Annotated in this window: 10 protein-coding genes and 3 rRNA genes; all 13 read left to right on the forward strand. The window is 64.9% G+C overall.

Features of this window, described 5'->3' with window-relative positions; genetic code table 11:
* A 16S ribosomal RNA gene (locus tag OG897_RS35875) occupies positions 1–840 on the forward strand; the annotation flags it as partial.
* Between the two features lie 295 nt (positions 841–1,135).
* Positions 1,136–4,261 (forward strand): 23S ribosomal RNA (locus OG897_RS35880).
* 76 nt (positions 4,262–4,337) lie between these two features.
* Positions 4,338–4,454, forward strand: a 5S ribosomal RNA gene (gene rrf / locus OG897_RS35885).
* A gap of 151 nt (positions 4,455–4,605) precedes the next feature.
* A complete protein-coding gene (locus OG897_RS35890) occupies positions 4,606–5,214 on the forward strand; it encodes a CDP-alcohol phosphatidyltransferase family protein (protein ID WP_266663778.1) in 609 nt (202 codons plus the stop codon).
* A 117-nt stretch (positions 5,215–5,331) separates the two neighbouring features.
* Positions 5,332–7,827 (forward strand): mannose-1-phosphate guanyltransferase, encoded by a 2,496-nt coding sequence (locus OG897_RS35895; RefSeq protein ID WP_266663780.1) that lies wholly within the window; start codon positions 5,332–5,334, stop codon positions 7,825–7,827.
* 88 nt (positions 7,828–7,915) lie between these two features.
* Complete coding sequence (locus OG897_RS35900) at positions 7,916–8,851, forward strand: DUF881 domain-containing protein (protein WP_266663782.1); 936 nt, start codon at positions 7,916–7,918, stop codon at positions 8,849–8,851.
* Complete coding sequence (locus OG897_RS35905) at positions 8,848–9,180, forward strand: small basic family protein (RefSeq protein WP_040019805.1); 333 nt, start codon at positions 8,848–8,850, stop codon at positions 9,178–9,180. Before OG897_RS35900 ends, OG897_RS35905 begins: the two co-directional genes overlap by 4 nt.
* Positions 9,177–9,989 (forward strand): DUF881 domain-containing protein, encoded by an 813-nt coding sequence (locus OG897_RS35910; protein ID WP_266663785.1) that lies wholly within the window; start codon positions 9,177–9,179, stop codon positions 9,987–9,989. Before OG897_RS35905 ends, OG897_RS35910 begins: the two co-directional genes overlap by 4 nt.
* A 478-nt stretch (positions 9,990–10,467) precedes the next feature.
* A complete protein-coding gene (locus OG897_RS40930; protein WP_323188152.1) occupies positions 10,468–11,007 on the forward strand; it encodes an FHA domain-containing protein in 540 nt (179 codons plus the stop codon).
* Positions 11,008–11,025: 18 nt separating this feature from the next.
* The gene (locus tag OG897_RS35925; protein ID WP_266663786.1) at positions 11,026–11,769 is read left to right on the forward strand and encodes a MerR family transcriptional regulator; all 744 of its coding nucleotides are present in this window, start codon (positions 11,026–11,028) and stop codon (positions 11,767–11,769) included.
* Positions 11,770–11,834: 65 nt separating this feature from the next.
* Complete coding sequence (locus OG897_RS35930; protein WP_185033262.1) at positions 11,835–12,308, forward strand: bifunctional nuclease family protein; 474 nt, start codon at positions 11,835–11,837, stop codon at positions 12,306–12,308.
* A gap of 238 nt (positions 12,309–12,546) precedes the next feature.
* A complete protein-coding gene (locus OG897_RS35935; protein WP_266663788.1) occupies positions 12,547–13,158 on the forward strand; it encodes a MerR family transcriptional regulator in 612 nt (203 codons plus the stop codon).
* Between the two features lie 91 nt (positions 13,159–13,249).
* The gene (locus tag OG897_RS35940; protein ID WP_266663790.1) at positions 13,250–14,662 is read left to right on the forward strand and encodes a DNA polymerase IV; all 1,413 of its coding nucleotides are present in this window, start codon (positions 13,250–13,252) and stop codon (positions 14,660–14,662) included.
* Positions 14,663–14,906: the final 244 nt, after the last annotated feature.

The following is a 14,906-nucleotide window of genomic DNA, read 5'->3' on the forward strand; positions in this document are numbered from 1 at the left end:
AACACCGGTGGCGAAGGCGGATCTCTGGGCCATTACTGACGCTGAGGAGCGAAAGCGTGGGGAGCGAACAGGATTAGATACCCTGGTAGTCCACGCCGTAAACGTTGGGAACTAGGTGTTGGCGACATTCCACGTCGTCGGTGCCGCAGCTAACGCATTAAGTTCCCCGCCTGGGGAGTACGGCCGCAAGGCTAAAACTCAAAGGAATTGACGGGGGCCCGCACAAGCAGCGGAGCATGTGGCTTAATTCGACGCAACGCGAAGAACCTTACCAAGGCTTGACATATACCGGAAAGCATCAGAGATGGTGCCCCCCTTGTGGTCGGTATACAGGTGGTGCATGGCTGTCGTCAGCTCGTGTCGTGAGATGTTGGGTTAAGTCCCGCAACGAGCGCAACCCTTGTTCTGTGTTGCCAGCACGCCCTTCGGGGTGGTGGGGACTCACAGGAGACTGCCGGGGTCAACTCGGAGGAAGGTGGGGACGACGTCAAGTCATCATGCCCCTTATGTCTTGGGCTGCACACGTGCTACAATGGCCGGTACAATGAGCTGCGATGTCGTGAGGCGGAGCGAATCTCAAAAAGCCGGTCTCAGTTCGGATTGGGGTCTGCAACTCGACCCCATGAAGTCGGAGTTGCTAGTAATCGCAGATCAGCATTGCTGCGGTGAATACGTTCCCGGGCCTTGTACACACCGCCCGTCACGTCACGAAAGTCGGTAACACCCGAAGCCGGTGGCCCAACCCCTTGTGGGAGGGAGCTGTCGAAGGTGGGACTGGCGATTGGGACGAAGTCGTAACAAGGTAGCCGTACCGGAAGGTGCGGCTGGATCACCTCCTTTCTAAGGAGCATCTAGACACCACTGGTGTCCAGAGACCATTTCGTCGGCAAATGTCCGGCGGTGGTTGCTCATGGGTGGAACGTTGACTATTCGGCACGGTTCGGTGAGGGACACAAGTACTGCTTCGGCGTGGAACGTGCATCTCATGGAATCGGGTCGGGCACGCTGTTGGGTGTCTGAAGGCACGGCCGTGAGGCTGTACTTCAGTGCCGGTCCCAGTGCACTCGTTCTTCGGAGCGGGGTGATGGGTGGCTGGTCGTTGTTTGAGAACTGCACAGTGGACGCGAGCATCTGTGGCCAAGTTTTTAAGGGCACACGGTGGATGCCTTGGCATCAGGAACCGATGAAGGACGTGGGAGGCCACGATAGGCCCCGGGGAGCTGTCAACCGAGCTTTGATCCGGGGGTGTCCGAATGGGGAAACCCGGCAGTCGTCATGGGCTGTCACCCATACCTGAACACATAGGGTATGTGGAGGGAACGCGGGGAAGTGAAACATCTCAGTACCCGCAGGAAGAGAAAACAACCGTGATTCCGGGAGTAGTGGCGAGCGAAACCGGATGAGGCCAAACCGTATGCGTGTGATACCCGGCAGGGGTTGCGCATGCGGGGTTGTGGGATCTCTCTTTCACGTTCTGCCGGACGTGAGACGAGTCAGAAACCGTTGGTGTAGGCGAAGGACATGCGAAAGGTCCGGCGTAGAGGGTAAGACCCCCGTAGCTGAAACATCAACGGCTCGTTTGAGAGACACCCAAGTAGCACGGGGCCCGAGAAATCCCGTGTGAATCTGGCGGGACCACCCGTTAAGCCTAAATATTCCCTGATGACCGATAGCGGATAGTACCGTGAGGGAATGGTGAAAAGTACCGCGGGAGCGGAGTGAAATAGTACCTGAAACCGTGTGCCTACAAGCCGTGGGAGCGTCGCTGTCATTCTTCGGAATGGCAGTCGTGACTGCGTGCCTTTTGAAGAATGAGCCTGCGAGTTAGCGGTGTGTAGCGAGGTTAACCCGTGTGGGGAAGCCGTAGCGAAAGCGAGTCCGAATAGGGCGATTGAGTTGCACGCTCTAGACCCGAAGCGGAGTGATCTAGCCATGGGCAGGTTGAAGCGGAGGTAAGACTTCGTGGAGGACCGAACCCACCAGGGTTGAAAACCTGGGGGATGACCTGTGGTTAGGGGTGAAAGGCCAATCAAACTCCGTGATAGCTGGTTCTCCCCGAAATGCATTTAGGTGCAGCGTCGTGTGTTTCTTGCCGGAGGTAGAGCACTGGATAGGCGATGGGCCCTACCGGGTTACTGACCTTAGCCAAACTCCGAATGCCGGTAAGTGAGAGCACGGCAGTGAGACTGTGGGGGATAAGCTCCATGGTCGAGAGGGAAACAGCCCAGAGCATCGACTAAGGCCCCTAAGCGTACGCTAAGTGGGAAAGGATGTGGAGTCGCAGAGACAACCAGGAGGTTGGCTTAGAAGCAGCCACCCTTGAAAGAGTGCGTAATAGCTCACTGGTCAAGTGATTCCGCGCCGACAATGTAGCGGGGCTCAAGCGTACCGCCGAAGTCGTGTCATTCCAGCACATACCCCCAACGGGGGCTGGGATGGGTAGGGGAGCGTCGTGTGCCGGGTGAAGCAGCCGCGGAAGCGAGTTGTGGACGGTTCACGAGTGAGAATGCAGGCATGAGTAGCGATACACACGTGAGAAACGTGTGCGCCGATTGACTAAGGGTTCCTGGGTCAAGCTGATCTGCCCAGGGTAAGTCGGGACCTAAGGCGAGGCCGACAGGCGTAGTCGATGGACAACCGGTTGATATTCCGGTACCCGCTTTGAAACGCCCAATACTGAATCAGACGATGCTAAGCCCGTGAAGCCGTTCCGGACCCTTCGGGGAAAGGAAAGTGGTGGAGCCGGTGACCCGGATCTGTACTAGGTAAGCGATGGGGTGACGCAGGAAGGTAGTCCAACCCGGGCGGTGGTAGTTCCCGGGGTAAGGGTGTAGGGCGTTGTCTAGGCAAATCCGGACAACATATAGCCTGAGACCTGATGCCGAGCCGATTGTGGTGAAGTGGATGATCCTATGCTGTCGAGAAAAGCCTCTAGCGAGTTTCATGGCGGCCCGTACCCTAAACCGACTCAGGTGGTCAGGTAGAGAATACCGAGGCGTTCGGGTGAACTATGGTTAAGGAACTCGGCAAAATGCCCCCGTAACTTCGGGAGAAGGGGGGCCATCACCGGTGATTGAATTTACTTCATGAGCTGGGGGTGGCCGCAGAGACCAGCGAGAAGCGACTGTTTACTAAAAACACAGGTCCGTGCGAAGCCGTAAGGCGATGTATACGGACTGACGCCTGCCCGGTGCTGGAACGTTAAGGGGACCGGTTAGTGATCTTTCGGGGTTGCGAAGCTGAGAACTTAAGCGCCAGTAAACGGCGGTGGTAACTATAACCATCCTAAGGTAGCGAAATTCCTTGTCGGGTAAGTTCCGACCTGCACGAATGGCGTAACGACTTCTCGACTGTCTCAACCATAGGCCCGGTGAAATTGCACTACGAGTAAAGATGCTCGTTTCGCGCAGAAGGACGGAAAGACCCCGGGACCTTTACTACAGTTTGATATTGGTGTTCGGTTCGGCTTGTGTAGGATAGGTGGGAGACTGTGAAGCTGTGACGCCAGTCATGGTGGAGTCGCCGTTGAAATACCACTCTGGTCGTGCTGGATGTCTAACCTAGGTCCGTGATCCGGATCAGGGACAGTGTCTGATGGGTAGTTTAACTGGGGCGGTTGCCTCCTAAAGAGTAACGGAGGCGCCCAAAGGTTCCCTCAGCCTGGTTGGCAATCAGGTGTTGAGTGTAAGTGCACAAGGGAGCTTGACTGTGAGACCGACGGGTCGAGCAGGGACGAAAGTCGGGACTAGTGATCCGGCAGTGGCTTGTGGAAGCGCTGTCGCTCAACGGATAAAAGGTACCCCGGGGATAACAGGCTGATCTTCCCCAAGAGTCCATATCGACGGGATGGTTTGGCACCTCGATGTCGGCTCGTCGCATCCTGGGGCTGGAGTCGGTCCCAAGGGTTGGGCTGTTCGCCCATTAAAGCGGTACGCGAGCTGGGTTTAGAACGTCGTGAGACAGTTCGGTCCCTATCCTCTGTGCGCGTAGGAATATTGAGAAGGGCTGTCCCTAGTACGAGAGGACCGGGACGGACGAACCTCTGGTGTGCCAGTTGTCCTGCCAAGGGCATGGCTGGTTGGCTACGTTCGGAAAGGATAACCGCTGAAAGCATCTAAGCGGGAAGCCTGCTTCGAGATGAGTATTCCCACCCCCTTTGAGGGGTTAAGGCTCCCAGTAGACGACTGGGTTGATAGGCCAGATGTGGAAGCCCGGTAACGGGTGGAGCTGACTGGTACTAATAGGCCGAGGGCTTGTCCTCAGTTGCTCGCGTCCACTGTGTTAGTTCTGAAATAACGAACAGCTGTGAAAACACCAGCGTTCAAATTTCATAGTGTTTCGGTGGTCATAGCGTTAGGGAAACGCCCGGTTACATTCCGAACCCGGAAGCTAAGCCTTTCAGCGCCGATGGTACTGCAGGGGGGACCCTGTGGGAGAGTAGGACGCCGCCGAACAATCATTGTGGGAAAGCCCCGCACCAGTAATGGTGCGGGGCTTTTCTGCGTTTAAGGGGGCACGATGTACCCCTGTGCGGCCAGTGGTCGTGGCTGAGGGTAAGGTCAGGGGGAAAATCGTTGGCACGTTCCCACAGCAGGAGGCCCCCGGGTGGAGGTCCAGGAGACTCGCGTTCAGACGGACCGAGTCCTCACCATCCCCAACATCCTGAGCATGGCTCGCCTCGTCGGCGTGCCCTTGTTCCTGTGGCTGATTCTCCGCCCGGTGTTCGGTGGACCCAACAGCGACTGGTGGGCCTTGTTGGTGCTGATGCTCAGTGGCATCAGCGACTACCTCGACGGCAAGCTCGCGCGCAAGTGGAACCAGATCAGCAGTCTGGGACGGTTGCTCGACCCGGCGGCTGACAGGCTCTACATTCTGTCGACCCTCGTCGGGCTGACCTGGCGCGAGATCCTGCCCTGGTGGGTCACCGGCGCCCTTTTGGCGCGCGAGCTCATGCTTCTCGTGATGGTGGGTATCCTCCGTCGACACGGCTATCCGCCACCGCAGGTGAACTTCCTCGGCAAGGCAGCCACGTTCAATCTGATGTATGCCTTCCCGTTGTTGCTGCTCAGCGATCGCGGCGGGTGGCTCGGCGAACTTGGTGCTATTTTCGGATGGGCGTTCGCCGGATGGGGTACAACCTTGTATTGGTGGGCAGGGATTCTCTACGTGGTCCAGGTCCGTCGGCTCGTCAAGGCGGACGCCGCGACCGATTGAGCCTGTCTAAGCGGCGCAGCGCGGCGCCGGCCCTCGTAGACCTCTGAGGCTGTGAAGGTGAGCTCCGGGCGGGCTCAGTCGGCTGGATCTTTCTCTTCAAAGGAGGAATCTTCCGACATGAAGGCCGTCGTGATGGCCGGCGGTGAAGGCACACGCCTTCGCCCCATGACCTCAAGCATGCCCAAGCCTCTTCTGCCGGTGGTCAACCGGCCGATCATGGAGCACGTGCTGAGGTTGCTCAAGCGGCACGGGCTCAGTGAGACCGTCGTCACCGTGCAGTTTCTGGCTTCGCTCGTCAAGAACTACTTCGGCGACGGGGAAGAGCTCGGAATGGAGCTCACTTATGCCAATGAGGAGAAGCCACTCGGCACCGCGGGCAGCGTGAAGAATGCCGAAGAGGCGTTGAAGGACGACGCCTTTCTGGTCATTTCCGGGGACGCGCTCACCGACTTCGATCTGACCGACCTCATACGTTTCCACAAGGAGAAGGGCGCACTGGTCACGGTGTGCCTGACCAGGGTGCCGAACCCGTTGGAATTCGGCATCACGATCGTGGACGAAGAGGGGAAGGTCGAGCGGTTCCTGGAGAAGCCGACCTGGGGACAGGTCTTCTCGGACACCGTGAACACGGGCATCTACGTGATGGAACCCGAGGTCTTCGACTACGTCGACGCGGATGTCTCGGTGGACTGGTCGGGGGATGTCTTCCCGCAGCTGATGAAGGAAGGCAAGCCGATCTACGGCTATGTCGCCGAGGGCTACTGGGAGGACGTCGGCACCCACGAGAGCTATGTGAAGGCTCAGGCCGACGTGCTGGAGGGCAAGGTCGACGTCGAGCTCGACGGGTTCGAGATCTCGCCCGGAGTGTGGGTCGCGGAAGGCGCCGAGGTGCACGCGGACGCCGTGCTCCGGGGGCCGCTGTACATCGGGGACTACGCCAAGGTCGAGGCCGGGGCGGAGATCCGTGAGCACAGCGTGGTGGGGTCGAACGTGGTGGTGAAGAGCGGGGCCTTCCTGCACAGGGCCGTCGTTCACGACAACGTCTACATCGGGCAGCACAGCAATCTTCGCGGCTGCGTGATCGGTAAGAACACCGACGTCATGCGGGCCGCCCGGATCGAGGACGGAGCGGTCATCGGAGATGAGTGCCTCGTCGGTGAAGAATCGATCATTCAGGGCAATGTGCGGGTCTACCCGTTCAAGACGATCGAGGCTGGGGCCTTCGTCAACACGTCGGTGATCTGGGAGTCCCGTGGGCAGGCGCACCTCTTCGGGGCGCGCGGGGTCTCCGGGATCCTGAACGTGGAGATCACGCCGGAGCTGGCGGTGCGGCTGGCGGGTGCGTACGCGACGACGCTGAAGAAGGGGTCGACGGTCACCACCGCGCGCGACCACTCCCGGGGTGCGCGGGCGCTGAAGCGGGCTGTCATTTCCGCGCTTCAGGCGAGTGCCATTGACGTACGGGACCTGGAGAACGTGCCGTTGCCCGTGGCGCGGCAGCAGACGGCGCGGGGGAGTGCCGGCGGGATCATGATCCGTACGACGCCCGGGGTGCCGGACTCGGTGGACATCATGTTCTTTGACGAGCGCGGTGCGGACCTGTCGCAGGGCGGGCAGCGGAAGCTGGACCGGGTATACGCGCGGCAGGAGTACCGGCGTGCGTTCCCCGGGGAGATCGGCGATCTGCACTTCCCGGCGAGCGTCTTCGACTCGTACACCGGGTCGTTGTTGCGGAATCTGGACGCGACGGGAATCGCGGATTCCGGGCTGAAGGTCGTCGTCGACGCGTCCAACGGCAGTGCGGGGCTGGTGCTGCCCAGCCTGCTGGGGCGGCTCGGTGTCGATTCGCTGACGATCAATCCGGGTCTTGACGAGGCGCGGCCGACGGAGACCGCGGATTCGCGGCGGGCCGGTCTCGTGCGGCTCGGGGAGATCGTCGCCTCCGCGCGGGCCGACTTCGGGGTGCGGTTCGACCCGGTGGGCGAGCGGCTGTCGTTGGTGGACGAGCGCGGGCGGATCATCGAGGACGACCGGGCGTTGTTGGTGATGCTGGACCTGGTGGCCGCCGAGCGGCGCAGCGGGCGGGTGGCGTTGCCGGTGACGACCACCAGGGTGGCCGAGCAGGTGGCGGCGTACCACGGGACGCAGGTGGAGTGGACGACGACGTCACCCGACGACCTGACCAGGGTGGGGCGCGAGGACGCGACCATCTTCGGAGGAGACGGGCGCGGTGGGTTCATCGTGCCGGAGTTCAGCAGTGTCTTCGACGGGGCGGCTGCCTTCGTGCGGTTGATCGGGCTGGTGGCGAGGACGCAGTTGACGTTGAGTCAGATCGATGCGCGGATTCCCCGGGCACATGTGCTGCGGCGTGATCTGGCCACGCCGTGGGCGGTGAAGGGGCTCGTGATGCGCCGGGTCGTCGAGGCGGCCGGGGAACGGTCGGTGGACACCACCGACGGTGTGCGGGTCGTGGAGGCCGACGGGCGCTGGGTGATGGTGCTGCCCGATCCGGCGGAGGCCGTCACCCACTTGTGGGCGGAGGGGCCGGACGACGACTCCGCCCAGGCGCTCCTCGACGAGTGGTCGGCGATCGTCGACAGCGCAGGTCACTGACGTAGGGCCGGTGTGCCGGAGGGCGGTTCGTGACGCCTTCCGGTGCGCCGGTGGGGGCATTCGGTGGTAGGGGCTGCGACATGCGACGATGTGCGGCATGTCGCAGCAGCCCCCCGTTCGGAGCACCCCTTCTCCACCGAGGCGTCCCGATGCGTCCATGTCGCTGCTGACGAACGTGATGGAGCACAGTCTCGACGACGGGTACGCCGAGGCGGCGGCCCGTCAGAAGGCCGACGGGACCGCCGGGATGCCGCGCACCCTGCGCAGGAAGCTCGGTCTGGCGGCCTGTCTGGTACTGGCTGCCGCCGTCGTGACGCTCGGCGCGGCCAATGCGCGGATAGCGGCTCCCGTCATCGCGAAGGAACGCGAGAAGCTCGTGGACCGGATTCAGTCCGAGACCGCTGCGGCCGACAAGCTGGAGAAGAACGTCGAAACCCTGCGGGTGGACGTGGGGGAGCGTCAACGGAAGGCGCTGGAGCAGCACGGGGGTGACCAGGCCGAACTGGTTTCCCTGCTCTCCGGAGCAACCCCGGTGTCAGGACCGGGCGTCAAACTGGTCGTGGACGACGCGAAAGAGACCGGTGAGGGCAGTGACGGGCCGCGTGGCAGCAGTGGCTTCGCCGATACCGGGCGGGTGCGCGACCGGGACATGCAGCGGTTCGTCAACGGGCTCTGGCAGTCCGGTGCGGAAGCCGTCGCGATCAACGGGCAGCGGCTGACGATGCTGTCGGCGATCCGGGCGGCGGGCGACGCGATACTGGTCGACAACAGGCCCCTGGCGCCGCCGTACACGGTGCTGGCGGTGGGGGGAAAGCACCTCAACACGACGTTCAACGACAGTGCCGACGGGCAGTACCTGCACGCGCTGCAGGAGAGCTACGGCATTCGTACGAGCGTCACCGACCAGGAGGAGGTGCGGCTCCCGGCCGCGCCGAGCCTGATCGTACGCATCGCCCAGCCGCTGGCCGCCGGCGGCGGGAAAGGCGTGGCCGAACCGAAGAAGACAGAGAAGGGCACATCGTGATCGCCGTACTGGGCCTCGTCGTGGGAGTCGTGGTCGGATTGCTGGTCCGGCCCGAAGTGCCGGCGGTGGTCGAGCCCTACCTGCCGATCGCCGTGGTCGCAGCGCTGGACGCGGTCTTCGGCGGGCTGAGGGCCATGCTCGACGGAATCTTCGTCGACAAGGTCTTCGTGGTCTCCTTCCTGTCGAACGTGGTGGTCGCCGCCCTGATCGTCTTCCTCGGCGACAAGCTGGGCGTCGGCGCACAGTTGTCGACCGGTGTGGTGGTCGTCCTCGGCATCCGGATCTTCTCCAACGCTGCCGCCATCCGTCGGCACATCTTCCGGGCGTGACGCCGGTGAGCAACGAGAGCGACGGCGCGAGCACCAGCGCGAGCGATGAAGAGCCTCAGGTAGCCGAAGAGCACCACAAGCACCGGGAAGTGACGGGACGTCAGCGATTGGTCGCGGGGCTGTGGCCGCCCAGGGTGACGCGGGCCCAGCTGATCGTGGCGCTGCTGCTGTTCGGGCTGGGGCTCGGACTGGCCATCCAGGTCAACTCCACCAGCGAGGACGGGGCGCTGCGCGGTGCGCGGCAGGAGGACCTCGTACGCATCCTGGACGAACTGGACGACCGTACGCAGCGCCTTGAGGACGAGAAGCAGCGGCTCGACGCCCAGAAGACGGAGCTGGAGACCAGTTCCGACCAGGCGGAGGAGGCGCGCAAGCAGACGCTGGAGAAGGAGCGTCAGCTCGGTGTGCTGGCGGGGACCGTGGGCGCTCAGGGGCCCGGGATCACGCTGACCGTCGGCGACCCGCACAAGACGGTCGAACCGGACCGGCTGCTCGACACCATCCAGGAGTTGCGGGCGGCCGGTGCGGAGGCAGTGCAGATCAATGACGTACGGGTCGTGGCCAACACGTATTTCTCCGGGGACGCAGGCAGTATTCAGATCGACGGGAAGAAGGTCACGGCTCCGTACACCTTCAAGGTGATCGGGAAGCCGCAGGATCTGGAGCCCGCGCTGAACATCCCCGGCGGGGTCGTCCAGACTCTGGAGAAGGAGCAGGCCACCGCCGTGGTGAAGCGACTTGAGAAGATCGTCGTGAATGCCTTGCGACCGGCGAAGCGGCCTGACTACGCTCGGTCGTCATCCCAGTGAAGCCGGGGCGAATGAGCGTCGTCGGACACGGGCATGAGGTTGCGGGGGGTCGACGCACCAAGGACGTGGTGCGTGGTGGAAACTGTCCGAGTGATACGGACGTTGTGAAGATGTCCAAGTCAGCAGGTTTGTTGACGCAGGGTTCGTCCTGCCCCACGGGCGGGTCTGTTTCGGTCAAGGGGAATCGCCCGTGAAGTTGTTTGCGAAATTGTTCGGCAAGAGTGCACGTGACGACAGCAGCTCCCACACTGCGCGTCACCGTGCCCCGCGCCCCGGTGAGACGGAGGAGCAGGGCGGCGACCGCCCGCTCTTCCGTGACGAGGTCGGCGGCCACGGCGCGCCGTCTGTTGACCCGGCTGGTCCCGGCCGCATAGGTTCCGGAGAACCATCAACCTCAAGTACGGGTGGAGGGTTCACTCCCGACCCGTACGCAACCAGCGCCCATCACACTGGGCAGCCGCGGCAGGAGGATCCGTCCATGTCGGCGTTGCCTGTTTGTACGAGGTGCGGTCACCGGAATGCCGCGGACAGCCGCTTCTGCTCCAACTGCGGTGCGCCGCTGCGGGCCGGAGCCGCCGCCGAGCGGCCTTCGGAGACCACGTCGACCATCTCCATCTCGGGCCTTGAGGCGTACGAGGCGGAGAAGACCGGTCAGACCCAGCTTCCGTCGCTGTCGCCCGAGGCCCAGGCCGCGGTCGACGCGCTTCCGCTGGGTGCGGCGCTGCTGGTGGTGCGGCGCGGTCCGAACTCGGGTAGCCGCTTCCTGCTGGACGGTGAGCTGACCACGGCCGGCCGCCACCCGCAGAGCGACATCTTCCTCGACGACGTGACCGTGTCGAGGCGGCACGTCGAGTTCCGCCGGGGCGGGGACGGTGGTTTCACCGTCTCCGACGTCGGCAGCCTCAACGGCACGTACGTCAACCGGGAGCGCATCGACGCGGTTCCGCTGGCGAACGGCGACGAGGTGCAGATCGGTAAGTACCGGCTGGTCTTCTACGCGAGCCAGCTGGGCGTCTGATCCCTTCAGGGAAGGTCCATGCTGCGAATCCAGACGGGCGGTGCCGTGCGCGGCGCCGCCTCCGCCGGCGGCAGGCTGATGAGCATCGGTTCGGTGCTCAGCCTGCTGCGCGAGGAATTTCCCGAAGTAACGATCTCCAAGATCCGCTTTCTGGAGGCGGAGGGGCTGGTCGAGCCGCAGCGCACGCCGTCCGGGTACCGGAAGTTCGGTCCGGCGGACGTGGAGCGGCTCGCTCAGGTGCTGCGGATGCAGCGCGACCACTACCTCCCGCTCAAGGTCATCAAGGAGCACCTCGACGCGCTGGAGCGCGGCGAGGACGTCCGGCTGCCGTCCCCGGGCGGGCCGCGCGAGCTGCTCGACGGGGCGCCGGAGGTGGCCGCGGAGCGGGTGACCGTGGCACGGCTCGGGCGCGACGAGCTGCTGGCGGCCGCTGAGGTCGAGGAGAGCGAGCTCGGCGAGTGGGAGGCGTACGGACTCATCTCGGAACTGCCCGACGGCGGTTACGACGCGGAGGCCGTCACGGTGGCGAGAATCGTCGCGGACCTGGGGCGCTTCGGTCTGGAACCGAGACACCTGCGGGCCATGAAGGCCGCGGCGGACCGGGAGGCCGGGTTGATCGGCAATGTCGTCGCTCCGTTGCGGCGACACCGCAATCCGCAGACGAGGGCGCATGCCGAGGCGACCACGAGGGAGCTCGCGGGGCTCTCCGTACGACTGCATGCGGCGCTGGTACAGACCGCGCTGAGGTCCGGCTCGAACTGAGCCGCAGGTGGAGTGAACAGGAGCCCGACTACCCAAACCGGTCGGGCACGTCCTAGGGTTGCTGTGTGAATGAGCTCGACGTCGTAGGTGTCAGGGTGGAAATGCCCAACAACCAGCCGATCGTGCTCCTGCGTGAAGTGGGAGGCGATCGGTACCTTCCCATTTGGATCGGACCGGGTGAGGCCACTGCCATCGCCTTCGCCCAGCAGGGGCTGGCCCCCGCCAGGCCGCTGACGCACGACCTCTTCAAGGACGTGCTCGAAGCGGTCGGCCAGGAGCTCACCGAGGTGCGGATCACCGATCTGCGGGACGGGGTCTTCTACGCCGAGCTGGTCTTCGCCAGCGGTGTCGAGGTCAGTGCCAGGCCGTCCGACGCGATAGCGCTCGCGCTGCGCACCGGAACGCCGATCTACGGCAGTGACGGGGTCCTGGACGATGCCGGGATCGCGATTCCGGACGAGCAGGAGGACGAGGTCGAGAAGTTCCGTGAGTTCCTCGACCAGATCTCGCCGGAGGACTTCGGCACCAACAGTCAGTGATCCGGTGAACGGCCGGTGGGTCGGTGATCCAGCGGTCGGTGATCCAGTGAGTCGCACGTCCCCGGTGGGCCTTCGGGTCCCCGGGGACTTCTGCGCATTCGAGTAGCCTTTCCCCGAGGAGAGATACGGGAAACCACTCTCAGGGTGATTATCACTCGGCGTGCCGAGTGTGGCGATCGTTGACGCACCCCGGGTGACTGCCTACCGTCGACAAGGCAGGTCAAGGACGGAGGTCGGCGTGAGAATCAGCGGCGACGGTACGGCGACGGGCGGGCCGTATCCGCTCGGCAGTTCGGCCGACCCCACAGCGAGCCCCACAGACAATCAGCACCCCCGCGCGGCGGCCCAGCCCGCTGTCGAGACGGTCGGATACCGGGGGCCCACCGCGTGTGCCGCGGCCGGGATCACGTACCGGCAACTGGACTACTGGGCGCGCACCGGGCTCGTGGAGCCGAGTGTGCGGCCCGCGTACGGGTCGGGCACGCAGCGGCTGTACAGCTTTCGCGATGTCGTCGTACTCAAGATCGTCAAGCGGTTCCTGGACACCGGGGTCGCGTTGCAGAACATCCGGGCCGCCGTGCAGCACCTGAGGGCCCGGGGCTTTCAGGATCTGGAGCGGATGACGCTGATGAGCGACGGGGCGACCGTCTACGAGTGCACCTCGCCGGACGAGGTCGTCAGCCTGTTGCAGGGGGGCCAGGGAATCTTCGGGATCGCCGTGGGCGTGGTGTGGCGGGACGTCGAGACGGCGCTGTCGCAGCTGCACGGGGAGCGGGTGGACACCGGCGAGACCCTGGTCGGGAACAACCCGGGGGACGAGCTGGCGCGGCGGCGGAACCGGGCCGTCTGAGGCCGGTGCGGAGCCGGGGGCGGGTGTGGTCCGGCGGGGCCGTGTACCGGGTGCAGGCCGATTGTCAGTGGCGTAGGGCAGCATCGGTGGGGTGAGGACCGCGCCGACCATTCTGCATCTCGACATGGATGCCTTCTACGCCGCTGTGGAGCAGGCGGCGAAGCCCAGCCTGCGCGGAAAGCCGGTCGTGGTGGGCGGGCTCGGGCCGCGCGGGGTGGTCGCCACTGCTTCGTACGAGGCGAGGCGGTTCGGCGTGCATTCGGCGATGCCGACGGCGCAGGCGCGGAGGCTGGCGCCCCATGCCGCGTATCTGGTGCCTCGGTTCGCGTTGTACCGGGCGGTGAGCGAGCTGGTGATGGAGCTGCTGGGGCGGCTGTCGCCGTTGGTGGAGCCGCTCAGCCTCGATGAGGCGTTCGTGGATCTGGAGGCCGGGGGAGTGGCGGACGACGAGGCTTCCGCGCGGGCGGTCGGGGAGCGGCTGCGCGAGCAGATCAAGGAGCTGACGGGGCTCAGCGGGTCGGTGGGGCTCGCGGGGTCCAAGATGCTGGCGAAGATCGCGTCCGAGGAGGCCAAGCCGGACGGGCTGCGTCTCATAGTGCCGGGGAGCGAGCGGGACCTGCTCGCGCCGATGCCGGTGCGGATCCTGCCGGGGGTGGGTCCGGCTACGGGTGACCATCTGCGGCGGGCCGGGATGACGACGGTCGCGCACCTGGCGGAGGCGGGCGAGGACGAGCTCGTACGGCTGCTGGGGAAGGCGCACGGGGCGTCGCTGCACCGGATGGCTCAGGGGCTCGACGACCGGCCCGTGGTGGCCGAGAGGGACGCGAAGTCCGTGTCGGTCGAGGACACCTTCGACGTCGACCTGCACGACCGGGTGCGGGTGCGGTCGGAGGTGGAGCGGCTGGCGGACCGGTGCGTGGAGCGGCTGCGGGGGGCCGGGCGGTCGGGGCGGACCGTGGTGCTCAAGGTGCGGAGGTTCGATTTCTCGACGCTGACGCGGTCGGAGACCCTGCGGGGGCCGACGGATGATCCGGGGGTGGTGCGGGAGGCGGCTGCAAGGCTGCTGGAGGGGGTGGACACGACGGGCGGTGTGCGGTTGCTGGGGGTGGGGGTGACGGGGCTCGCGGACTTCACGCAGGAGGATCTCTTCGCGCAGGCGGCGCGGGACGCCGAGGCCGCTGGGGCTGAGGGAGGGGGTTCGGTGGCGGGTGATGCCGGTGAGGCCGAGGTGGAGGTGGTGGCTCCGGAGCCGGTGGAGGTGCCTGAGGAGGCGGCCGGGGAGCGGCGGTGGCTGGCCGGGCACGACGTGTGGCATGCGGAGTACGGGGCGGGGTGGGTGCAGGGGAGTGGGGTGGGGCGGGTGACGGTGCGGTTCGAGGAGCCGGGGTCGGTGGGGGCGGGGCGGGTGCGGACGTTTCGGGTGGATGATCCGGGGTTGGAGGTCGGGGAGCCGTTGCCGTTGGTGGGGCGGGGCGGGGTGGTGGGTGACCTGCGGTCGGGCTGAGGGGGCTTGTCCTGCGCGCAGGGGGCTCCGTTCTGCACGGCGGGATGGGGGGGGCGGGGTGGATTCGTGCTGCGGTGCGGGTGGGGTGAGCGGTGCCTCGGTGCGCCTCCGGCGGGCTGCCCCGGTTCCGCCCCTTCACCTCAAGCGCTGGCCGCGCGGCTGTCCCGGAGATGTGCGGGTGCGTGGGGGCTGGGCGCGCCCGCGCGGCGGAGCCGCACAGTGTTACAGCCCCGCGCCCCTCACG

Origin of the sequence: Streptomyces sp. NBC_00237 (genome assembly GCF_026342435.1) — a bacterium.
In the GTDB taxonomy this organism is placed as follows: domain Bacteria; phylum Actinomycetota; class Actinomycetes; order Streptomycetales; family Streptomycetaceae; genus Streptomyces.

What these genes read in the sequence shown, in the direction of transcription:
- OG897_RS35895 (WP_266663780.1), top strand. Translation starts at nt 5,332, where the DNA reads ATGAAGGCCGTCGTGATGGCCGGCGGTGAAGGCACACGCCTTCGCCCC.
- OG897_RS35900 (WP_266663782.1), top strand. Translation starts at nt 7,916, where the DNA reads ATGTGCGGCATGTCGCAGCAGCCCCCCGTTCGGAGCACCCCTTCTCCA.
- OG897_RS40930 (WP_323188152.1), top strand. Translation starts at nt 10,468, where the DNA reads ATGTCGGCGTTGCCTGTTTGTACGAGGTGCGGTCACCGGAATGCCGCG.
- OG897_RS35925 (WP_266663786.1), top strand. Translation starts at nt 11,026, where the DNA reads ATGCTGCGAATCCAGACGGGCGGTGCCGTGCGCGGCGCCGCCTCCGCC.